This window comes from Flavobacterium sp. Leaf82, from assembly GCF_001422725.1.
Classification (GTDB): domain Bacteria; phylum Bacteroidota; class Bacteroidia; order Flavobacteriales; family Flavobacteriaceae; genus Flavobacterium.
Genome location: NZ_LMMA01000032.1, coordinates 375506 through 397291, shown reverse-complemented (window position 1 = coordinate 397291; position 21786 = coordinate 375506). Strand labels below are relative to the sequence as shown.

The following is a 21786-nucleotide window of genomic DNA, read 5'->3' as shown; positions in this document are numbered from 1 at the left end:
GTTTTGGAGCTGGATTGTTTATCAACTGGATTATTTCTGAAAATTTTCCTGTAAAATTGCTTCTATATTTTATTTTTTTATCGTTTTTGCTATTTCTTTAACACCAAATACACCAGCGCGGGATCATTAAGCAGGCGTTCCATTTCGGAATGAATTATATCCTGAACATCCTGTTTTATCTGAAGGTAATTGCGCTGGATCATAGCATTGTCAAGTTTTCGAACTGGAGGTATTTCCTTATAATTTTCCATCTCTTTTCTCAGCGCTTCATGGTCATTTATAATTTCGTTATGAAAGGTTTTGAGTTCAATTTTACAATCCGGATCATCAGCCACCATGCCCACAAATTCGCCAGAACTTAGTCCTGAGATTTTCGAGGGCGGGACTGCAGATTCCAATTGTTTTGAACGGTTGATTGAAGTGTCGGCGCTGTTGATCGACAGGCTTTCCCTGTCCTGCATAATTTTTCCGAATCGCTCTGATAATTGTTTGGAAGTATCTCCTGTAATGGAAAAACCGGTCAATTTGACCACCTAATTCCGGACTAAATTGACCACCCGTTCCGGAGCAAACTGACCACCTAATTCCGGAGCAAATTGACCACCAAGNTGGAAAAACCGGTCAATTTGACCACCTAATTCCGGACTAAATTGACCACCCGTTCCGGAGCAAACTGACCACCTAATTCCGGAGCAAATTGACCACCAAGTTTTGTGGTTAATTAACGATTAAAAACTATTAATTTTTTCATGTTGTTAGAACCATACATTCGTTAAAAATATACGGATTATGGCAAACAAAATAACAGACATGAGTAAAATTAGAAAAGTAATTAAATTCTATTGTAATGGAAAGAGTAAGTTATTTATAAGTAGCTACTTATCCCTTTCAAGAAATACGGTAAAGAAATATATTTCTTTATTTGAAGTTCTCGGATTAAGCTTTGAATTAATCGACCAAAAAACCGATGCAGAGCTGGAACTTTTGTTCTCCCAGACTAGTGTAGAGGCCATTAGCCCGAGATTCCAGACACTTTATGATTTTTTTCCTAAAATGGAACGTGAACTAAAAAAAGTTGGCGTTACCGTACAGCATATGTGGGAACAATATATTGCTGTAAATCCGGATGGTTATCGAACTTCACAATTTCATTATCATTACAATATATGGGGCAAACGAGTCAATCCGGTCATGCATATGAACCATAAGGCTGGTGATAAAATGTATGTTGATTATGCTGGAAAGACACTCTCAATTATTGATATAGATACCGGAGAAGTCAAAGAAGTACAATTTTTTGTAGCAATATTAGGAGCCAGCCAATACACGTATGCTGAAGCTTCCATGAGCCAGCAAAAGGAAAACTTTGTTGACTCAGTAGAGAATGCCATGCGCTTTTTTGAAGGCACTCCTGCCGCCATTGTTCCGGATAATTTAAAATCTGCAGTAATAAAAAGCAGTCGTTTTGAACCGACAATCAATGAAACCTTGGCTGATTTAGCAGAACACTACGAAACTACAATTTTACCTGCCAGAGCTTACAGACCCAGAGACAAATCATTAGTTGAAGGAGCTGTTAAGATATTATATCGAAGGATTTATGTAACCATAAAAGAAACTAAGTTCTTTTCTCTGGAAGAATTAAATCAGCAGATCTGGGATTTACTTGACTCTCACAATAACAGAAAACTTACAGGACGCCCTTATTCCCGCTTTGAATTATTTTTAGAAGACGAAAAAGAAAAACTGCGTCCACTGCCACAAGATCGTTTTGAAATTAAATACCAATCTTTTGCAACGGTAATGCAAAACGGTCATGTTCAATTAAGCCAGGACAAAAACTATTACAGCGTTCCGTATCAATATGTAAAAAAGAAAGCAAAGCTGTTATATACCAAATCAACGGTAGAGATTTATTATAAATACAATCGAATAGCTGTACATCCCCGAAACTACAAACCTTATGTCTATACAACAACCCCTGAGCATTTAGCAAGTACACATCAATTTGTAGCCCAATGGAGTGCTGCCCGCTTCATTGAATGGGCTAATAATATTGATGAGTCAGTAGGAGAATATATAATGCAGATAATCGAAAGCAGAAATCATCCGGAACAGGCTTATAAGAGTTGTTTAGGAATACTGAATTTTGAAAAAAAGGTAGGCAGACAGCGATTAATAAATGCTTGCAGGCGCGCACTTGATTTTAAAATTTACAATTTTAAGACCATACAAAATATTTTAGAAAACAACTTGGATCATATTGATTTTGAGCAAGAACCTGAGCAAGAACTTCCCGATCACAGTAACATAAGAGGAAAACACTATTATAACTAAATTAAATCTTGAAAAAATGAATGAATCCACAGTAACCAAAATGAAACAGATGAAGCTTTATGGCATGTTTAATGCTTTTAAAACAGCCATTGAAAGCGGAAAAACAGATCATTATACCCTTGACCAGTTTGTATCGATGATTATTGATGCAGAATGGGATGAAAGGTACAATCGCCGTATTGAACGAAGTATCACTAATGCCAAATTCCATTACAAATCAAATATTGAAAGTATCAATTTTGATGTATCACGAAATCTGGACCGAAACATGGTACTGCGTCTGGCAGAATGCGAATTTATAGAGAAAAATGAAAACATCTTAATTACTGGAAGTACCGGGGTTGGTAAAAGTTATTTAGGTACTGCATTAGGTTATCAAGCCTGTATACAGGGTTTTAAGGTAAGTTATTTTAATACCTCAAAATTGTTTGCTAGACTAAAAATGGCTAAAGCAGATGGTACTTATCTGCGGGAACTTACCAAAATACAAAGACAGGATGTTATAATACTTGATGATTTTGGGCTTCAGGCACTTGACAGCCATAACCGGATTACTCTTTTGGAGATCATAGAGGACAGGCATAATAACGGCTCTATAATCGTGACATCACAAATCCCAGTTCAGGGCTGGTATGATATAATTGGAGAAAAAACGATAGCCGATGCAATATTAGACAGACTTATACACCAATCTCACAGGCTTGAATTACATGGAGAATCGATGAGAAAGAAAAGAGGAATAAACAAAGAGTGATATTTTATTATATTTGAATACTAATTAACAGATGAAAAAATATAGTTTTTAATCAAAACGGAGGTGCTCACTTTGCACCGGAATTAGGTGGTCATTTTGAACTGGAATCAGGTGCTCACTTTAAAACGGAATGGGGTGATCAATATAACCGGAATTTGCANAAAACGGAGGTGCTCACTTTGCACCGGAATTAGGTGGTCATTTTGAACTGGAATCAGGTGCTCACTTTAAAACGGAATGGGGTGATCAATATAACCGGAATTTGCAACAAGGAGATTTTAGAAGATGTAATTGTATCTCTGGGTACCACTAACAAAATCGTCTGGAAAATTAATGGCGCAGAAGCACTTGAATATCTATGTAACAGTAATGAAAAAATGCTGATTATTTTTTGCGATGTGAACATGCCAATTATGAATGGACTGGAGCTAAAGAGACTTATAGATGCTGACCCGGTCCTTAGAAAAAAAAGCATACCTTTTGTTTTTTACTCAACCGCAGCAACGGAAAATGCCATTGAAGAAGCTTACACTACACTTAGTATTCAAGGCTTTTTTAAAAAAGAAAATGACTTCCATAAAACAAAAGCAATTATCAATACAGTACTTGAGTACTGGAAAAATTGCATTCACCCAAATACATAATTTTATTCTAAATGTGGAAAAATTAGGACAATTAACAAACAGTTGTCAACTAAATGGCCACACCAATTTTCGGAATAAGACCACTGAAAATTAGAATCTGGTTAACTTTGCTCTCCTTTCAGTTTCTGAAGAATTTCGAGACACCGTTTTCGTTTATCGATAATAGACCGGGAGATTTTGATGCTTTGTATGATGTAACATAAAAATATTCGATAATTTAAACCGTAAATTGATTTTTTTTGATTTAATTTATTTTCTATTCTTTCACCTGTTTGTAAACTTCAATTTTACCTATTACGTCAAAATCCAAAGTATAATTAATAGTGAATTGATAATTTTCATTCATCAAGATTATCATTTCAGCCTGATAAATCGAATTGCCCAAATTTAACTTTGGATTTTTGGATAAAATGAGATAATAGGGCAATGCACTTTGGGATAATTCATTATTGATCAACATATCAAATCCTTCTTTTCTGGTTTGCTCAACAAAACAAGAACCGGGAAAGTTAGGTTTATTTTTAGCTATAAAACTCTTAAATAGTTCAAGATCTGATTTGTTAAAAGAAAGCGCTTGCAAATTTAAATTGCTAAACTTATCAAGTTTAAACCATTTAATATTTACAATTAACTTTTTAGAATCTAAGTTGTATTTAAAGTAGGCCAGCTGCGTATTTATAGTATACATGGATAATATTTCTAATTAAATTACTACAGGATAAGTTTATTGGTAATGCTATGTAATCTTGTAACAGCTGATAAATAAAAAATAAGGCGTTTTTTTAACAGTGGCTTTTATGCAATGGCTAATTTAGTGTGAATTCAAGAAAAAAAACAATCAAATTTAACATTTAGAACCATTCTAGTGAGTAAGAATAAACTTCCAGTAATAGCTTTATCGCCCTTTGTTTTTAAACAGACTTTTATCTTTTTGGAGGTAAAACTTAAAAGTATTTTGGCAAGACTTAACTATTTACAACATTTCTAAACAAGTAGTTACCTAAAAATATTACAGGATTATTAGCTATATTTGAATTGTGAAAAAACACCTTTCCATATTATTTTTATCGGTCTACCTTTTGTCTTTAACGCAGTTGGTAGAGCTTATAAAGCTGCCTGTAATGGTAGAACATTATGTGGAACATAAAGAGCAAAATCCTAATTTAACTGTTCTTCAATTTTTGTGCATTCATTATCAGGGACCAGATGTATTTGATGCCGATTATGCTAAGGATATGAAACTGCCTTTTAAATCACACACCAATATCAGCTCTGTTGTATTTTATCCTTTAATACAAGAATACGAAACCATACAAAAAGTAAATTTTACGTATAAAAAACAAAATTTATATACGTATTGTTTTGCCTATTCTTCCATTTCCCTTTCCTCTATCTGGCAGCCGCCCAGAGACTGTTAATCGTTTTTTATCGGCTTAAAAATTTCACGTCTACTGACGCGTGTTTTGCTATTGCTTATTTTTTACAACGACGATTAACAAAACAAACTTATGCTTTCTAAAATAATTGAGTTTTCCGTAAACAATAAACTCATCGCAGGGCTTTTTACAATTGCCCCGATTGGTCGATGAAAAGCAATGCCGAGAGGAACAAAATCTGGCTTAGCCAATGCATTGCCTGGATGAAAATGGAGAACAAAGAAGAATAGAAAATTAATACTTTAAAACAAAACATTATGAACGGAGCGCATTATCACTTAGTATTGAACCACTTGCCTATTATTATACCCATTGTAGGTTTATTGATACTCATAGGCGGATTTGCAGTAAAATCTGAAATTGTAAAAAGAACAGCTTACTGTATTTTTATACTGGGAGCAATTACGGCATTTGCAGCAATAGCAACAGGCGAAGGCGCCGAGCATGTGGTAAAACAAATTGAGGGAATCTCTAAAAGTTTAATCCATGAACATGAAGAAAAAGCAGAGATATTTGCTTTACTATCCTATGCATTGGGCATAGGTTCAATAGTCGCTTTATGGAGCAATTGGAAAAAGAAATTGTATGCTAATTATATTGCATTGGCTATACTGGTGTTCTCCCTGACAGTTTTATACTTTGGTCAGCAAACAGGCACTACAGGCGGAGAAATCAGACATTCTGAAATTAGATAACTGCTAACTGATTATTTCATAAAATATTTACGAACCTAAAATAGTATTATAAAATTCAGAATCATTCTACAAGTCTTAATCCATTATTTTACAATGTGTTGATGTAATTTTTATGATATAAAACAAAAAAATTTAATATGAATACAATTCAGGATGAGGCAAAACTTCATACCTTCTTAAAATCAGTTGATTCAAATATAGAGAAGCTTAATGACAAAAAAATAATAGCCTTTTTCGAATTTTTAGGATTAAAAGACCGTGAGGATATCCCTAAGGATTTTCTTGATTGGGAAAATATTCTTGTTGTGCTGCCAAATCGCGAGATGTTAAATGAAATAAAAAAATATAAGGATTCAATATCCCGAATTTCATTTGTTACAAACGCAAATGCAAAGCAGATTCATATTTATGATATGAATGACTGGAAAAGTGCTACACAAAAAAAAACAGCATTACAAATAAGACAGTTTCTAAAAACTAATTTTGGAGGTGCTGAAAAAATCTCTAAAAGTCCGGACTGGGTTAAACTAAAATAAATTAGAATTATGGAGACTGAAGTTCATTATATTAACAGAAGCGGATGGCTCAGGGCAGCTGTCCTAGGTGCAAACGACGGTATTTTATCGACCACCAGTTTAGCGATTGGTGTTGCGGCGGCGAGTGTAACCAGAGAACCTATTTTGCTTGCGGCAGTAGCCGGTTTAGTGGCCGGTGCTCTTTCCATGGCGGCAGGCGAATATGTATCGGTAAGTTCTCAATCTGACATTGAAACAGCTGATTTAAAAAGAGAAAAAAATGCACTCGATACCTTGCCCGAAGAAGAACTGGAAGAACTCACCGATATTTACATTCAAAGAGGTTTAAATAAAGAACTGGCCAGACAGGTTGCCATCGAATTAACGGCTCATGATGCCCTTGAAGCCCATGCGCGCGATGAACTCGGAATTAATGAAATCACACAAGCAAATCCTTTAACTGCAGCTTTTGCATCGGCAGTATCATTTATCATTGGAGGTTTATTGCCTCTTTTGGTCGCAATTTTTGCCCCTATCAAAGAAATGGTATTTTATCAATATGGCTTCTCTATACTCTTTTTGGCATTATCGGGAATACTTGCCGCTAAAGCAGGAGGTTCACATACTTTTAAAGCAGTATTGCGTATCTGTATCTGGGGCACCTTTGCCATGGCAGCCTCGGCATTGGTGGGCTATATTTTTGGTGTCCAGACTGCTTAGAAAATAGTTTTTTTGATTTAAAATTTAATCGAATCTTAAGCAAGCAAAAAAAATAAGATCCCCGACAATTCGTTATTTCGTATATACCTAAAAACAAACCGCTTAATGAAACTAATTACAATGTTCCTTTTAATGACAGTGCTTCCCATCAACTGGGAACCTGACTTTACTAATGCCAAAAAAGTGGCAAAGGAAAAGCACGAATTAATTCTACTCAACTTCTCCGGTTCAGACTGGTGTGGGCCTTGTATCGTGACGCGCAGAGACTATCTGGAAAATCAGGCTTTCACAGATATGGCCAACGAGAATCTGGTACTGGTTAATGCTGATTTTCCAAGAAAGAAGAAAAACATTGGAACTCCCCAGCAGGTAAAGCGAAATGAAGATTTAGCCGAAATTTACAATAAAGAAGGAAGTTTCCCTTTAACCCTTCTTCTTGATGCTGATGGAAAAGTTCTTAAAACCTGGCACGGAAAACCAGAAACTACACCTGAGCAGTGGACTGCCGAAATAAAAGCAATCTGTGATAGCAAAAAGTAACATACTGAAAAAACAGAAGTATTCCGAGTCCCTAAAACTCATGGGAAACAACTTTACTATCACTGTTGTGGCCGAAAATGAGTATATTGGAAATAAGAATATTAATCTTGCCATTGAAGAAATCAGGCGGATTGAAAGACTTTTGACTACTTATAAAGAGGACAGCCAGACCAATCTCATTAATGAAAATGCAGGAATTAAGGCGGTAAAAGTAGATCTGGAAGTTTTTAATCTTATCGAAAGATGTATTGGTATTTCCAGAATTACACAAGGTGCTTTTGATATTTCTTATGGAAGTATCGACAAAAGTCTATGGAATTTTGATAAGGCAATGACCCAATTACCAGATGCCGAAACGGCTTTAAAGATGGTACACCTTATTGATTACAGAAATATCATTTTAGACCCGGAACACACAACCGTATTTTTAAAAGAAAAAGGAATGCGGATTGGTTTTGGCGGCATTGGAAAAGGATATGCCGCTGAAATGGCAAAACAGATACTTTTAAATCATAATGTGCAGAGCGGCATTATTAATGCCAGCGGCGATCTTTCGGCCTGGGGATTACAGCCAGACGGTAGAAAATGGACAATTGGCGTAGCCGATCCTAATTTGCCAAATGCAGCATTCTCTTATATGGAAATTTCCAATAAAGCAGTGGCGACCTCTGGAAATTATGAAAAGTTTGTAACCATTAACGGCAAAAAATATTCGCATACCATTGACCCAAAAACAGGACTTCCGATAACCGGAATAAAAAGCGTGACCATTATTAGCGGAAACGCAGAATTTGCAGATGCAATGGCCACTCCAATAGCGGTTATGGGTATTAAAGCAGGCTTGTTTTTAATAGATCAGATAGCAGATCTATATTGTATTATCATCGACGACAACAATAAAATTTACACTTCTAAAAACATTAACCTGAAATGAAAAAGCCAAAACAAAAAGCGCTCGTACTGTTATGCAGCATTGCTTTTACGGGCATTCTGTTCACCTCCTGCACATCGGTAAAAGAATACCAGAAAGGAAAAATCAACGATTCTGAAATGGTCCTTTCCAACAGGAAAATAGAAAAGACAGAACTCAGTTTCCAATCCTACCGTGAAGGAGCTTCCGGGGCAAATTCAGGAAAAAGCGGCGGCGGCTGCGGTTGTAACTAATTTTCATACTATAAAAGATGAAAAGAATATTCATTACAGGATTTGCCTTACTGGCATTATTTCAGACAAGAGCACAAAATGTTCCTACAGATTCCACAGCTTACAAAAGCAAAAAATTAAAACTAGAGGAGGTAAATCTGGTTTCCAGCTATTACAAGCAGGACGGAAACAATTCAGCCGTTACCGGGGGAATTGGTTCTGAACATTTAACCGACATTGCCAACACGATCGATGTTAAACTGGTAAAATACGGAGAAACCGGAATCAAGCATACTTTTGATATTGAAGCCGGTATTGACCACTATACCTCTGCCTCATCAGATATGATTGATTTAAGTGCCAATTCATCTGCATCTTCTTCAGACAACCGCTTCTACCCTTCTCTAACTTATCTAAGAGAAAATGAAGAGAAAGGAAGAACATTGGGTATTGGCGTTTCATCATCGACCGAATTTGATTATCAGTCGTTTGGAGGCAATATCAGCTTCTCCCAAAAAACAAAAGACAGAAATGGTGAATTCACGGCCAAATTTCAAACCTTTCTCGATCAGTTAAAACTGATTGAACCTGTTGAGCTTCGCACTTCGGGAGGCGAAGGCTACGGAAGCGCGAACCGAAATACTTTTGCAGGAACTTTGAGTTATTCTCAGGTAGTAAACAAAAATCTGCAGGTCATGCTTGTAGGTGACGTTATCAGCCAAAACGGATATTTAAGCCTTCCGTTTCACAGGGTTTATTTTGCAGACGGTTCTGTTCATCAGGAAAAAATGCCCGATACCAGACTTAAAATTCCACTGGGGATCAGGGCCAGTTATTTCTTAGGAGACAATGTAATTATTCGCGCCTATTACAGATATTATACCGATGACTGGAGTCTCAGAGCACATACTGCCGATCTTGAAATTCCGGTGAAATTAACCCAGGCATTTTCAATGAGCCCGTTTTACAGATATTATACCCAAACTGGCACGAAGTATTTTAAACCGTATGGCGAACATACAGCAGCTGATGAATATTACACCAGCAACTATGATTTGTCTAAGTTTGACAGCAGTTTCTTTGGGATGGGAATGAAATTCACTCCATTAAACGGAATCTTCGGCCTCAAACACTGGAATACTTTAGAGATTCGTTATGGTCATTATACAAGAACTACCAATATGACTTCGGACATTATCAGTATTAACATCAAATACAAATAGAATTAATTATTTAAAAACACAAAGCCCAATCCAATTGGGCTTTGTGTTTGAATAACATCACAGCAGCAAAATGAAATTGTCCTGGTACAAAAAGAACAGATAAGAATCTCTGATAAAAAACCGTTACCTTTAAATCAGCGAACAGCAATAGAAAATGAATAGAATTTTTGAAAAATTAACCCGTCATCTGGCAAAGAATCCAAGAAGACTTTTCTTAATTGACTCTGTGGGGGCTCTGCTAACCGCTGTACTGCTTTGTGGAGTGCTTTCAAATCTAAGCCCCTATATTGGCATGCCCAAGACAACACTCAATTTACTCTTCTCAATCGCAGCTTGTTTCTGCTTTTACTCGGCTGCCTGCTTTTTATTTTTAAAAGCAAAATGGGCGCTTTACATCAGACTAATAAGTTTTGCCAATTTACTGTACTGCGCGCTGACCATTGCCTTTTTATTTATTCATTACAACAAGCTTACAATTCTTGATCTGATGTACTTTTTAGCTGAAACAGCAATCATCTGCCTGCTTCTTTACATAGAGCTTACCGTATCGGGAAAAATTTTAAACAAGCGGTAATGGCAGTCAAATTATCTCGCGCCGTAAACCCTGCCTTTAAAATTAGCATTACATTAACGTTTGGTTTTTCCCATTAACCCCTTTGAAGAGGTAACTTTGTGATTCTACAATACAATTTAGTAAAATGTTCAAAAAACAATTCGTAAAGGCAAAGAACCTGCTGATCTGGGGACAGGAAAAATTAACCAAAAAACAATTTATTTTTCTCTCCAGTGTCCTTATCGGAATTATTTCCGCCTTTGCCGTGATTTTCTTAAAAGCCTTTGCGCACTGGGTCTATTCTTTTGCAACCTATATCAACGGCACCTTAAAGCTGAGTTTTATTAATAGTATCCTGCCAGTTATAGGTATCCTTTTAACTGTTTTTGTGGTAAAAAGAGTACTGGGAGGCACCTTGGAGAAAGGGACTTCGCAGATTTTATATATTGTGGCCAGAAAAGCCAGTATTATTCCCAAAAAGCAGATGTATGCCCAGATTATCACCAGCTCGCTCACCGTAGGGCTTGGAGGATCTGCAGGACTGGAAAGCCCCATTGTGATCACAGGCGCCGCTTTTGGCTCCAATTTTGCCCAGCAGTTCAAGTTAAGCTATCAGGAACGCACACTGCTCATTGGCTGCGGGGTTGCAGCCGGTATAGCGGCCGCCTTTAATGCGCCGATTGCCGGGGTGCTCTTTGCCATCGAGGTGCTGCTGGTGGATGTCACCATTTCGGCCTTTACCCCTATTATGATTGCAGCGGCCACCGGAACACTAGTTTCCACCATAGTGCTTAATGAGAATATACTGCTGACCTTCAGGGAAAAACAGACTTTCGATTACCATAATATTCCCTTTTACGTTTTAATGGGACTTTTCACGGGTTTTATTGCCGTTTTTTATGCCCGGAAATTTTTAAAAACCGAGCACTATTTTGCCCATTTAAAATTTGGCATCTATAAAAAAGCGCTAATCGGGGCCTGCATTTTAGGACTGATGATCTTTATTTTCCCTACGCTTTTTGGCGAAGGATACGAAAGCATTAAAACCCTTGCCGACAAAGAGCCCGGAAAATTGCTTGAAAATACGCTATTTGGGGATTATGCCGACAACAGCTGGGTACTGCTGGCCTTTGTAGGGTTTTCTATGATGCTCAAGGCATTTGCTTCGGGAATTACCTTGGGAAGCGGCGGTAACGGCGGTAATTTTGCCCCTTCGCTTTTTTTGGGCTCTTATGCCGGATATTTCTTTTCCAAATTTTTAAATCTCACGGGACTTACTGATCTTCCCGTCAGCAATTTCACGCTCGTGGGCATGGCAGGGATCCTCAGCGGCCTGTTTCATGCGCCGCTAACGGCTATTTTTCTTATTGCAGAGATAACAGGAGGATATGATCTGATGATTCCCCTTATGATTGTAGCCTCTGTGAGTTTTGCTGTTTCCAAGCGTTTTGAAAAGCACTCCCTGGATGTAAAGAACCTCGCTAAAAAAGGAAATGTTTTCACCGGCAACAAGGATACTAATATTCTGTGCACACTGGAAATTGAAGATCTTGTCAAAAAAGATTACCTCACTATAGCAACCAGTCAAAACCTTGAAAATGTTGCCGATCTTCTGGCACATTCCGATCAGGTTATTTTTGGGGTTGTAAACGGTGAAAATGACCTTCAGGGACTGGTGTATTTTAATGATATCCGCGAAGTAATTTTTGATAATATCAAAGCGGAAAATATCCTTGTAAAAGACATAATGGTACAGCCAGTCCAGACTGCGGATCTCTTTGACAGCATGCAGACCGTTATGAATAAATTTGAAAAAAGCAATAAGGCCTTCCTGCCGGTGCTTAAAAACGGGAAGTACTATGGTTTTATAACCAAATCAGATGTGCTGGAATCGTATCGAAACAGGCTAAAATCGATGATTTTTGAATAAAACCTTCCCTTATATAAAAATGAATTCAATCAGCTTTGAGTTCTCATTTGCCCGATTTCAGTAAATAATTATTAAAATTAGTCTTATCTTAGTCCTACATGCCAAAATAGCGTATTAAATCGCTTGCTAATTATATAGATTATGAGAAAAATTACAGACCTGCTCAACCTTCGCGATGGAGAAGATGACAGGGTAAAAACCCTGGAGGCGGTAAAGAACAATATAACGTTCAAAGGAGCAAACCTTTGGATTTTAGCCTGCGCTATTATTGTCGCCTCGGTTGGGTTAAATGTAAACTCAACAGCTGTGATTATCGGGGCAATGCTCATATCCCCTCTCATGGGGCCGATTGTGGGGGCCGGATTCGCATTGGGTATTTATGATTTTTCATTGCTTAAAAGGTCACTCAAAAATTTACTGACTGCAACAGTAGTAAGCCTGGTGGTTTCGACCTTGTATTTTTACCTTAGTCCCTTCAAGGATGTACAGTCCGAACTGCTGGCCAGGACTTCCCCAAATATCTATGATATCCTTATCGCCTTTTTTGGAGGTGTTGTGGGAGTGATTGCCGTTACCAGATCGGAAAAAGGCAATCCAATTCCAGGGGTTGCCATTGCAACGGCCCTTATGCCGCCGCTGTGTACGGCCGGTTACGGGATTGCCACCGCGCAGTGGACCTTTTTTTTAGGGGCATTTTATCTCTACTGCATCAACTGCGTCTTTATAGGGATCGCTACCTTTTTAATCATTAAATACCTTAACTACCCGGCCGTTAAACAGGTAGATGAAAAACACCAAAAACGGGTAAAGTATACCATTGCTTTTTTAATAACAGTTATGCTGGTGCCCAGCAGTTATCTGGCCTACTCTCTGTACAGGGAGCAGCAGTTTAAAAAAAATGCAGATCTTTTCATTGAGAGTGAATTCACCAATAAAGGATATACCATAGTGTATAAAAAAACTGATTTTACGCCTAAAGCTAAAAAACTCGAGCTGGCTTTCCTCTCCAGACGGTTTTCCGCATTAGAAATAAAAGAGCTTAAAGATAAACTGAACCAAAATAAATACCTGGCCGGCACACAATTGCAGATCCGTCAGGACAGCACTGACCGCTTCAATGCTCTAAAGGGCGATATCCTGAGCCAGATTAAAAGCAGTGAGAATGAGATGAATGTAAAAGACGTTAAGATCATGCAGCTGGAAAAGCAGCTGACCAGGAACAAATTTGACAACCTTCAGATTTTAAAAGAAACCCGGGTTTTATTTCCAGCTGTAAGTTCACTCTCTATCAATAAAAGCAGCCTTGTTAATCAAAAAGACAGCATTACAACGATAACGGCCGTTATCTATGACGGCGCTAAAACTCTAAGTCCGGCCGAGAGCGACAAACTCAAGCTGTGGCTCAATGAGCGCCTGCTGGTAAAAGATGTGGAACTTTTCAAGAAACATTAATTTTCCCCAAGAGCTTTTTTCTGCTTTTTATTGTACAGGCTCAAAATGCAAAACCCTGAAATACCGGCAATTGTAGAGGCAATGAGTATCGCGAATTTTGCCTCATTTTGATGCAGTGCATCTCCAAAGGAAAGAAGTGCTATAAAAATCGACATTGTAAATCCGATCCCGCCCAGCAGACCAAGCCCCAGCACATGCATCCAGGTAACAGACTGGGGAAGTTCGGCAATTTTCAGCTTGACCGACAGCCATGACATTATAAAAATTCCAATGGGTTTACCTAAAAATAATCCAAGGATAATACCCAGTCCCAGATTACTGAAAAGCCCTGATATCATTTCAGTTTCAAAAGTGATATTGGTATTGGCAAGGGCAAAAATGGGCATAATTATAAAATTCACTGGACGGGTGAGGGCATGTTCCAGTTTTTCAAGAGCAGACTCCGTATCATCCTCAGTAGTGGGCAGCGTTACGGCTACCAGAACACCGGCAATAGTGGCATGAATACCCGAGTGATGAATAAAATACCAGATAACTGCTCCGGGGATCAGGTAAAAAAGTATATTTTTGACACCCATTCGATTAAAGATTATCAATAAAACAAACAATGCCCCTGCATATCCTAAATAGAGAAAATTCAATTCCGAGGAGTAAAATATGGCTATTACTAAAATTGCAATAAGGTCATCCACAATAGCCAGCGCGGCCAGAAATATTTTAAGGCCCGAAGGCACCTTACTGCCTAAAAGGGATAAAATCCCCAGTGCAAAAGCAATATCGGTAGCCATTGGAATCCCCCAGCCTTTGGCCGTATGCGGATCGCCATTATTAAAAAAGAAATAAATTAAGGCCGGAACCGCTACACCGCCCACTGCGGCAAGCACCGGAAGGGAAGCCTGGGCAAATGAAGAAAGCTCCCCTTCCACTATCTCCCTTTTTATTTCCAGTCCTACAAGAAGAAAAAAAACAGCCATAAGCCCGTCATTGATCCAGAGTAAAACCGGATATTTTAAATGCAGCAAAGAAGTATTGAATCCCAGTTCAAAATTAAGCAGTTCCTTAAAACCACCCGACCATCCCGAGTTGGCAATCAAAAGTGATATAAGTACACAGATTAATAATATAATTCCACCTGCAGAGGAGGATCGGAAAAAATGAGAAAAGACCTTAAGATTTATGAGTTTTGCCATAAATACAAATTTAACTCATTATAACTGTACCTCCAATTAAATATACCAAAAACCAATAGACTGTATTTTAAACAGGGCTGCATGGAAATATTTTTCGTGTGATTTAAAGAATAATATTCAGACTGTAATTTATCATTTCAGCAGGTAAAATTCAGGTTTGCTGCAAAGAATTGCGTTTGAATGTGCAGTCCTCCACGACAAAACAGGGCTCTGTGGCAGCCCTACCCTCGATGGCAGTGAAATCCTTTTGTGCCGGGGCCTGGCACAAAAGATTGCTTCGCCAGTACGCTGGCACTCGGGTGGAACCGATAGCGGGAAAAGCTCCTGAAAAATTATTAATTAATAGTCTCCACTAAAAATCACCTGCAAATCATAATAAATTTTACCCTTTTAAAATTCTAATACACACTGAAATATTTCTTATATACTTTAAACAATTGAATACCTGCTAAAGCAATAAAAAAAAGCGGAATAAAAACAGGCAGTATGCCCTTTGCGAATTGATTTGTGTCTTGTAAAACAGACTGCAATATTATTATTACGCTAAGCATTCCTGTAAAAATACCCATTAAGGTTCCTGCGATATAATAATATTTTAGCTTCCTTTGAATGGTAATATATTTTTCATTGAGCAGATATAAATTCCAGCTGGTCCAAAAAGGCAATTGTAAAAAATTAAATCCATTTAAAATTACCCCAATTATAAATGGAGAATAAATCAAATATCTCCCTAAATAATAGTTAGACTCTGCCGGGTGATTGAAATTCAAATAAAAAACAAACGCCAGAGTAAGCATGAACCCAACTGAAAACAGATCTATGATCTTCATGAGTTTTCTGTTTTTGATAAGCTCTCTGGCGAAAAGCAGCGTAAAATAAATCACAAAGGTTTCAATAAATATGACTCCAAACAAAAAGTAAACCAAATTATGAAATCCTGATTTTGCATAGATTTCCAGTCCAACTAAGTTTAAGTATCCCAGCGGAACTGATCCGAGAAAACTTACCAGAAATCCAACTGAAATATTTTTTAACTTTTTCATTTCTAGAAATTCATTATTTTATTGTTTTGTGCCAGATGCAATCTGTACTCACGCATACCTGCTTTGTGCTCTAAATAGGGAATGCCTTTTTTATGGTTTTCAACACTTATTTCATACATATAAGTAATATGTCGTGCCAGTTCTTTCCAGGCAAACCAAACCGAATGTTTGGGGTCATAGATATGTGTAGGTTCGCTTGCCGCGCCGTTTAATTCTACAATCTGGAAGTTTTCTCCTTGTTCTAATTCTTCAAAAGTGTTGTACATGATATCGAAACGCCCGAAATAAAATTCAGGGATTTGAGCAGCGAGCTCATTGATCATCTTGGTTAATTTTGGCGTAACCCAATGGCTGCCATCCAAAAATTTTGCGCCCCGGGCGTGATTGCCAAATGGAACTAAATTTATGGTTTCGCCTCTGGGTAATATCAGGTCCAATTGATCTCCGTATTCTTCTTTTAAAACATTAAACTGCAACTGAAATCTTGGCGTTTGTTTGATCAGATTTTCAATTGTTGATTTGCCATCACCTCTTACAATCAAAAACTCTTTAGAGACAATTCCGGTAATTTTTCCGTATTTTTCCAGCGGATGACGAACATAAAAAACACCCACTTCATTCTTTAATGGAATTAAATCCTGTAATAGAAAATCAAAATTTGCTTTTTGGGCATAGTCTTTCAGCTCCGATATTGTTTTAATTTTTTTCACGCCCGAACCACGCAGGCCAATATCCGGCTTTGCAATTAACGGGAAATAGATTTTCCTTTCTAATACCTTATCTGCTATGGTTTTAAAATCCGTATTCTCTTTAATTAAAATGGTTTTCGGGTAGCATTTTTCAGGAAGCAGATCATAAATCTGTTTTTTGCTTTCCATCATAAACCCGCCGTTTTTAATTTTCGGATTAGAGGCATTAAAGAAAAAAAAAGATCTAGCTCTAATGGCATAATAGGCCCAAAGAAAATAGATAGGAACATATAGAACCTGAAATGGCCAATATTCCCAATTGGTTATTTTATGAAAAAATAGTTTCATCTGAATGTTTTTAAATTCGAATAAATGAGGTTGAAAAATCTTCTGCTTTGACTAAATCATAATATTTCATTACCCCCTTATTTTGCTCTATTACGCTTTGGGTTACGCTCAGGGTTTTCATCCTATTATCTCTATTGATAATTAAACCATTTTGAGTGTCTTCGCTGCTTGTGTTTCGATGAAAATCCAGCATTTCCAATGGTGATATTTCATTTTTATCTTTCAAAAAATCAAAAAACCAGTCTGATCTTTTCTTTCTTACCGGATCTGCATATAAAGTAACTGATGACCAAATATAGTTTCGGGATTCATCTAATATTGTGCTCTTTTTTTCAATGCCATCCCAAATCAATTCGTACAATTCTTTTTCCTGATACAAAACCACCGTAAAAGGCTCAATATTATCCAGATCAATTTGTTTCCAAAAGTCCTTTGGAGAATCATCCGAAATAATGTCCAAAACAATTAGTCCGCGGCTTTTTCGATAAGGCAGTATCACATTGTGTTTTGCGATTCCGCCATTTAGCAAAACCAGAACTGTTCCGTTTTCATCCATGACAAACCAGGTTCCCCCCGCTTTTGAATCTTTTGGGTACATCATATTTTTTCCCTTATGCTTATAATTCCTGGGCACAATAGCACTGGGACGAATTACTTTTTCATCCCTGTTTGAAGTGATCATTACAACTCCGTTATTATTTACAAAACTTACTGTACACATTGTTTTCTGTATGCTATGGTCGAGCGCGCTACACCAAAATTTTCATCAATGATAATATTTTCGAATTGCAAAACGGCCACTTTTATGAGCGCCTGATGATGCACACAATGCTCTAAATTATAGAGCAATTCTCTATAATAATTGCTTTGAATCCTCATGCTAAGACCATCAATAAACTGTTCGAGATAGATTATTTTGTTCTCGCTTTTCAATTCTTTTTTAATTTGAATAATGCATTTTTTAGCAAATTCTGTTTCGGTTTGAATTTGCTTATTTCTCTGGCGGTTGTCATAATTTAAAATTCCCGAATCATAACTTTGTTCCAGACATTGAAACATCTCCAGAATATGTCTTGTATGTTCGCCAATTGTGGCATTACTTAAAGCCTGGCAAGATTTTGAATAATCCTGATCTGACAATTGATCTAATAGATAAATTAACTCATCTAAACTCTGGCGTATTGATTCTAGTAACATGATCTTTTAATTTAGAAGATTAGACAATTTGTTTTTGTTGAAATAAAGCAAACCCAGGCAGCATAATAAGGTAATAATAGCCAGACTAAAAAGTAATCCGCCGTCATCTTTTACCACGAGTCCCAAAACAAATACATGTGATAAAATAGCTCCGGTCATTACCCCAATTCCACTCAAAGCACCAATCCAGGTGGTTTTTGGAATGAGGATTAAAATTACCACTATCAATTCGGCTATTGCTGAACCAATTCTTCCGTAAGGTTCTACTCCTAGGGCAGTGAAAATATAGATGCTTTCTTCTGCTCCGCTGAACTTGAAATATAAGGTCTGCAATAAAATTACCGAGGCGGCAATTCTGAGAATCCATATTAAAATTTCCCTTTTCATGACCGTGTTATTTATAGATTTTTTTCCAGTTGTCATCTGCCTGTGTTTTTAAATTTACCTCGTCTTTATTCCAGCTTTTTAAGGTGTTGTTGAAAAAGGCATTGTAAAACAGAAAAAGTTTGCCATCAGTAATTTTAAACGTTTCGGGGTTTATTTCGACTTTTTCGCCAGCGCTTCCCATCGCATAAGCACACCAGCCACCGTATTGAGGTTCGTATTTTGATGGATTTTTCAGAAAAGCATTTTTATTTTCACCTGACGAAAAATTATAAATCACGCCCTGGTAAGAAGCTGAGATCCCTTTTTTCCCTTTAACTGCTTTTCCCTGACTAAAATATCCTACCGGATCATAACCCTGAATGGCAGTTTTGTTTCCTAAATTATACTGGCTAGCTCTTTTGGCATCATTTTGAGCAGAAGAAACTCCAAAAACCAAAATCAATACAAGTAATACTAACTTTTTCATTTTTTTTATTTTAAATTTTTTAATACTGAAACAAGTAATTCGGTCGTGATACGATGCTTAAAATCAGGAGAGACATATTCAAAAAGGATATCACTCTGGGGATTCACAACAAAAACGGACGGAACAGGTAAAAAACTAGTATTCATTCCTTTAGAATTTACGTTAATTACACTTTTATAGTTTTCAGGAGCCTCAAAAGCAATTCCCATGGCTTTTATTAATTCTCCTTTTGAGTCAGAAAGTAAGGTATATTTTACTTTATCTTTTTCTGCTGTCATTTTTAAATTTTCAGCAGAATCAGGACTTACCGCAATAATTTGATATCCCAAATCCAGAACTTGCTTTTCGGCTTCAGCCAATGCCTGCAGATGCATATTGCAATACGGGCACCAGCCTCCACGATAAAAAACAAGAACTGTCTTTTTCTTTTTTAGCAGGTCTGAAATTTGTACATCTGTATTATCCGATGATTTTAAAGTAAGGTTTGGAATCTTCTCTCCTAGTAGCAAAGGAGCGATATCAGTGGCAGATTTAGCAATCATGTTCTGCGCGTTAGCAGCCCAAGTAAGGGTCGCTAAAAAAATAAAAATTAATTTTTTCATAGTGTATGTTTTTACATATTTTTAATAATGTAAAATTATCATACTATAAAAAAGCAAAATGTCGGCTAATTTACACTTAGCCCAAAATAATTATAATTTGGTAATATCTCGAATGATAATTTCTTTTCTGTTGTAGTTTAAAAGCTGATTGGTTTCCATCTCATTGAGCAATTGTGTAGCGGTTTGTCTGGAGGTACAGATAATCTGGGCAATATCATTTTGGGTTAGATAATTTTCAATGGCTACTGAATTTCCTTCTCTAACGCCTTCCTGTTCTGCCCAGTCTTTCAGGAATTGATACAATCTGGTTTTGGCATCCTTAGAAATTAGATTGGCATAATTGTTTTTAATACGTTTCATTTTCAGTCCTACAAACTTGGTGTATGAAAGTGCTAAAGTCGGATTACGAAGCAATAAATCTTCAAAATCAGACATTAAAAAACTGCAGATGGCAACATCGTCTGAAAGGACTTTTGCATATTCTTCGTTTTTATTATCTGTTTCCAAAGTCAGTTCACCAAACAAATCTCCTTTCTGGATAATGTCCTTTATAGTTTCGTTGCCATTATTATCCAGGGCAACAATCTTGATATTCCCCTTTTTAAGTAAAAAAATCCGGGGCACATCTGAAGATGAAAAATAAATAATTTCCCCTTTTGAGGCTTTTTTAAAACCTGTGATTATGCAAAGTTGCTTGATTTGAGAAAAACTCAAAGTCCTAAACAATTTATGATCACGCAAATACCAATATTTTAATTCTTCGTACATAAGAGATACATTATTTGGTAAATGTAAACAATTTGAAAAATAATTCGCTTCCATGTTTAAATCGCATATTCAAGCCCTATAAGCATATAGTAGCCTGATGCATAATTTACGATTAATAAAGTTACATTAAAAGTATAGTATCTAAACTGCTTTTCTGATCTAAACATATCACAACTAAAGAAAAAGAAATTTTCGCCTCTCCTTTTCATCTTTTCAGGCTGCTTTGATTGTGAAGATAACAGCGAAATTATTTTGACCATAGTAAGTTATCAAAAAATATTCCCTTAAAATACTCATCCATAATACCTTTTAGTTAGTCCGGTTTTATTTTAGTTTATTTCTTGGCTTATTTTAAAACCAAAAAGAATATTAAAGCGTAAATGACTTTATAACTTAAAAAAAGTAATTATGAAAACTGGAAAATTTTTAGCAGCAGCAATCCTGGCATTAGGATTTGGATTTACATCATTTGCACAAAAAACAGTAATGGTTGGTGGAGCGGCTATGTATCCTAATAAAAATATTATAGAAAATGCGGTAAACTCAAAGGATCATACCACATTGGTAGCAGCAGTAAAAGCAGCAGGATTAGTTGAAACCCTGCAAGGTAAAGGTCCATTTACTGTTTTTGCACCGACAAATGAAGCTTTTAGTAAATTACCGGCCGGAACTGTTGAAACATTATTGAAACCTGAGAATATTAAAACATTGCAAACTATATTGACCTATCATGTAGTATCCGGTAAAATGAATAGTTCTGATATTGCAAAAGCAATAAAAGCCGGTAAAGGAAAAGCCACTTTAAAAACAGTGAGCGGCGGAACTTTAACTGCCTGGATGGATGGAAAAGATTTGTACATCAGCGACGAGAGCGGCAATAAGGCTAAAGTTACTATTTCAGATGTAAATCAATCCAATGGTGTTATACATGTAGTGGATACAGTACTGCTTCCGAAAATGTAATTTTCCGTGAATAAAATACAATTACAGAAAAGCCCTGAAATTTCAGGGCTTTTTCTGTAATTACTATCCTGAACAATAGTAATAGCAGATTATATATGAGATACTGCTTAACATTTTATTGCCAGCTCAATACTTTAAATATATGGAGCTGATGTCTTTTTTGATACAGAAACATAACCTGCAACGACTAT

General features: G+C 36.7%; 26 protein-coding genes. 15 read left to right on the top strand and 11 right to left on the bottom strand.

Annotation, left to right across the window (positions count from 1 at the left end; all coding sequences use genetic code 11):
- Nucleotides 1-89: 89 nt before the first annotated feature.
- Complete coding sequence (locus ASF10_RS16270) at nucleotides 90-461, bottom strand: hypothetical protein (protein WP_317039052.1); 372 nt, start codon at nucleotides 459-461, stop codon at nucleotides 90-92.
- Nucleotides 462-789: 328 nt separating this feature from the next.
- Here ASF10_RS16270 and istA point away from each other — a divergent pair, with 328 nt between their 5' ends.
- The 3 genes from istA to ASF10_RS16255 all read left to right on the top strand — a co-directional run bounded on the left by istA (nucleotide 790) and on the right by ASF10_RS16255 (nucleotide 3735).
- Nucleotides 790-2337, top strand: a complete 1548-nt coding sequence (gene istA / locus ASF10_RS16265; protein WP_056251134.1) for an IS21 family transposase — start codon at nucleotides 790-792, stop codon at nucleotides 2335-2337.
- Nucleotides 2338-2353: 16 nt separating this feature from the next.
- The gene (istB, locus tag ASF10_RS16260) at nucleotides 2354-3091 is read left to right on the top strand and encodes an IS21-like element helper ATPase IstB (RefSeq protein WP_056251131.1); all 738 of its coding nucleotides are present in this window, start codon (nucleotides 2354-2356) and stop codon (nucleotides 3089-3091) included.
- 242 nt (nucleotides 3092-3333) lie between these two features.
- Nucleotides 3334-3735, top strand: a complete 402-nt coding sequence (locus ASF10_RS16255; RefSeq protein ID WP_056252214.1) for a response regulator — start codon at nucleotides 3334-3336, stop codon at nucleotides 3733-3735.
- Nucleotides 3736-3991: 256 nt separating this feature from the next.
- On the opposite strand, the gene ASF10_RS16250 is transcribed toward ASF10_RS16255, so the two are convergent.
- The gene (locus ASF10_RS16250; RefSeq protein ID WP_056251129.1) at nucleotides 3992-4423 is read right to left on the bottom strand and encodes a hypothetical protein; all 432 of its coding nucleotides are present in this window, start codon (nucleotides 4421-4423) and stop codon (nucleotides 3992-3994) included.
- Nucleotides 4424-4814: 391 nt separating this feature from the next.
- Here ASF10_RS16250 and ASF10_RS16245 point away from each other — a divergent pair, with 391 nt between their 5' ends.
- The 11 genes from ASF10_RS16245 (at nucleotide 4815) to ASF10_RS16200 (ending at nucleotide 13942) form a co-directional block, all read left to right on the top strand.
- Complete coding sequence (locus tag ASF10_RS16245) at nucleotides 4815-5153, top strand: hypothetical protein (RefSeq protein ID WP_056251128.1); 339 nt, start codon at nucleotides 4815-4817, stop codon at nucleotides 5151-5153.
- A gap of 275 nt (nucleotides 5154-5428) precedes the next feature.
- Nucleotides 5429-5866, top strand: a complete 438-nt coding sequence (locus tag ASF10_RS16240) for a hypothetical protein (protein ID WP_056251125.1) — start codon at nucleotides 5429-5431, stop codon at nucleotides 5864-5866.
- A gap of 137 nt (nucleotides 5867-6003) precedes the next feature.
- The gene (locus tag ASF10_RS16235; protein ID WP_056251122.1) at nucleotides 6004-6402 is read left to right on the top strand and encodes a hypothetical protein; all 399 of its coding nucleotides are present in this window, start codon (nucleotides 6004-6006) and stop codon (nucleotides 6400-6402) included.
- 9 nt (nucleotides 6403-6411) lie between these two features.
- Entirely contained in the window at nucleotides 6412-7101 is a 690-nt protein-coding gene (locus ASF10_RS16230; RefSeq protein ID WP_056251116.1) for a VIT family protein, read from the top strand.
- A 105-nt stretch (nucleotides 7102-7206) separates the two neighbouring features.
- A complete protein-coding gene (locus ASF10_RS16225) occupies nucleotides 7207-7641 on the top strand; it encodes a thioredoxin family protein (protein ID WP_056251113.1) in 435 nt (144 codons plus the stop codon).
- A 40-nt stretch (nucleotides 7642-7681) separates the two neighbouring features.
- Nucleotides 7682-8575, top strand: a complete 894-nt coding sequence (locus ASF10_RS16220; RefSeq protein WP_056251112.1) for an FAD:protein FMN transferase — start codon at nucleotides 7682-7684, stop codon at nucleotides 8573-8575.
- Nucleotides 8572-8805, top strand: a complete 234-nt coding sequence (locus tag ASF10_RS16215) for a DUF4266 domain-containing protein (RefSeq protein WP_056251109.1) — start codon at nucleotides 8572-8574, stop codon at nucleotides 8803-8805. The genes ASF10_RS16220 and ASF10_RS16215 overlap by 4 nt, the downstream gene beginning before the upstream one ends.
- Nucleotides 8806-8822: 17 nt before the next feature.
- Nucleotides 8823-10007: a DUF3570 domain-containing protein gene (locus tag ASF10_RS16210; protein WP_056251106.1), complete on the top strand. Its 1185-nt coding sequence runs from the start codon at nucleotides 8823-8825 to the stop codon at nucleotides 10005-10007.
- Between the two features lie 154 nt (nucleotides 10008-10161).
- Nucleotides 10162-10581 carry a hypothetical protein gene (locus ASF10_RS24130; protein ID WP_116751098.1) on the top strand — a complete coding sequence of 140 codons (420 nt, stop codon included), beginning with the start codon at nucleotides 10162-10164 and terminating at the stop codon, nucleotides 10579-10581.
- Nucleotides 10582-10705: 124 nt separating this feature from the next.
- The gene (locus ASF10_RS16205) at nucleotides 10706-12490 is read left to right on the top strand and encodes a chloride channel protein (RefSeq protein WP_056251103.1); all 1785 of its coding nucleotides are present in this window, start codon (nucleotides 10706-10708) and stop codon (nucleotides 12488-12490) included.
- Between the two features lie 141 nt (nucleotides 12491-12631).
- The gene (locus ASF10_RS16200; protein WP_056251100.1) at nucleotides 12632-13942 is read left to right on the top strand and encodes a DUF389 domain-containing protein; all 1311 of its coding nucleotides are present in this window, start codon (nucleotides 12632-12634) and stop codon (nucleotides 13940-13942) included.
- On the opposite strand, the gene nhaA is transcribed toward ASF10_RS16200, so the two are convergent.
- The 9 genes from nhaA to ASF10_RS16155 all read right to left on the bottom strand — a co-directional run bounded on the left by nhaA (nucleotide 13939) and on the right by ASF10_RS16155 (nucleotide 20632).
- Entirely contained in the window at nucleotides 13939-15132 is a 1194-nt protein-coding gene (gene nhaA, locus ASF10_RS16195; protein WP_056251097.1) for a Na+/H+ antiporter NhaA, read from the bottom strand. The genes ASF10_RS16200 and nhaA overlap by 4 nt on opposite strands.
- 398 nt (nucleotides 15133-15530) lie before the next feature.
- On the bottom strand, nucleotides 15531-16175 hold the full coding sequence (locus ASF10_RS16190) for a hypothetical protein (protein ID WP_056251096.1): 645 nt from the start codon (nucleotides 16173-16175) through the stop codon (nucleotides 15531-15533).
- A gap of 2 nt (nucleotides 16176-16177) precedes the next feature.
- Nucleotides 16178-17212, bottom strand: a complete 1035-nt coding sequence (locus ASF10_RS16185) for a hypothetical protein (RefSeq protein ID WP_056251093.1) — start codon at nucleotides 17210-17212, stop codon at nucleotides 16178-16180.
- Between the two features lie 10 nt (nucleotides 17213-17222).
- The gene (locus ASF10_RS16180; RefSeq protein WP_056251089.1) at nucleotides 17223-17933 is read right to left on the bottom strand and encodes an NRDE family protein; all 711 of its coding nucleotides are present in this window, start codon (nucleotides 17931-17933) and stop codon (nucleotides 17223-17225) included.
- Entirely contained in the window at nucleotides 17921-18409 is a 489-nt protein-coding gene (locus ASF10_RS16175; protein WP_035688624.1) for a hypothetical protein, read from the bottom strand. The genes ASF10_RS16180 and ASF10_RS16175 overlap by 13 nt, the downstream gene beginning before the upstream one ends.
- A 6-nt stretch (nucleotides 18410-18415) precedes the next feature.
- Nucleotides 18416-18796 (bottom strand): hypothetical protein, encoded by a 381-nt coding sequence (locus tag ASF10_RS16170; protein ID WP_035689431.1) that lies wholly within the window; start codon nucleotides 18794-18796, stop codon nucleotides 18416-18418.
- A 7-nt stretch (nucleotides 18797-18803) separates the two neighbouring features.
- Nucleotides 18804-19262: a YHS domain-containing (seleno)protein gene (locus ASF10_RS16165; protein WP_056251087.1), complete on the bottom strand. Its 459-nt coding sequence runs from the start codon at nucleotides 19260-19262 to the stop codon at nucleotides 18804-18806.
- A 5-nt stretch (nucleotides 19263-19267) separates the two neighbouring features.
- Nucleotides 19268-19864: a peroxiredoxin-like family protein gene (locus ASF10_RS16160; protein WP_056251084.1), complete on the bottom strand. Its 597-nt coding sequence runs from the start codon at nucleotides 19862-19864 to the stop codon at nucleotides 19268-19270.
- 90 nt (nucleotides 19865-19954) lie between these two features.
- Complete coding sequence (locus ASF10_RS16155) at nucleotides 19955-20632, bottom strand: Crp/Fnr family transcriptional regulator (protein WP_056252210.1); 678 nt, start codon at nucleotides 20630-20632, stop codon at nucleotides 19955-19957.
- 408 nt (nucleotides 20633-21040) lie between these two features.
- Between ASF10_RS16155 and ASF10_RS16150 the strand changes: the two genes are divergently transcribed.
- On the top strand, nucleotides 21041-21595 hold the full coding sequence (locus ASF10_RS16150; protein WP_035688618.1) for a fasciclin domain-containing protein: 555 nt from the start codon (nucleotides 21041-21043) through the stop codon (nucleotides 21593-21595).
- Nucleotides 21596-21786: the final 191 nt, after the last annotated feature.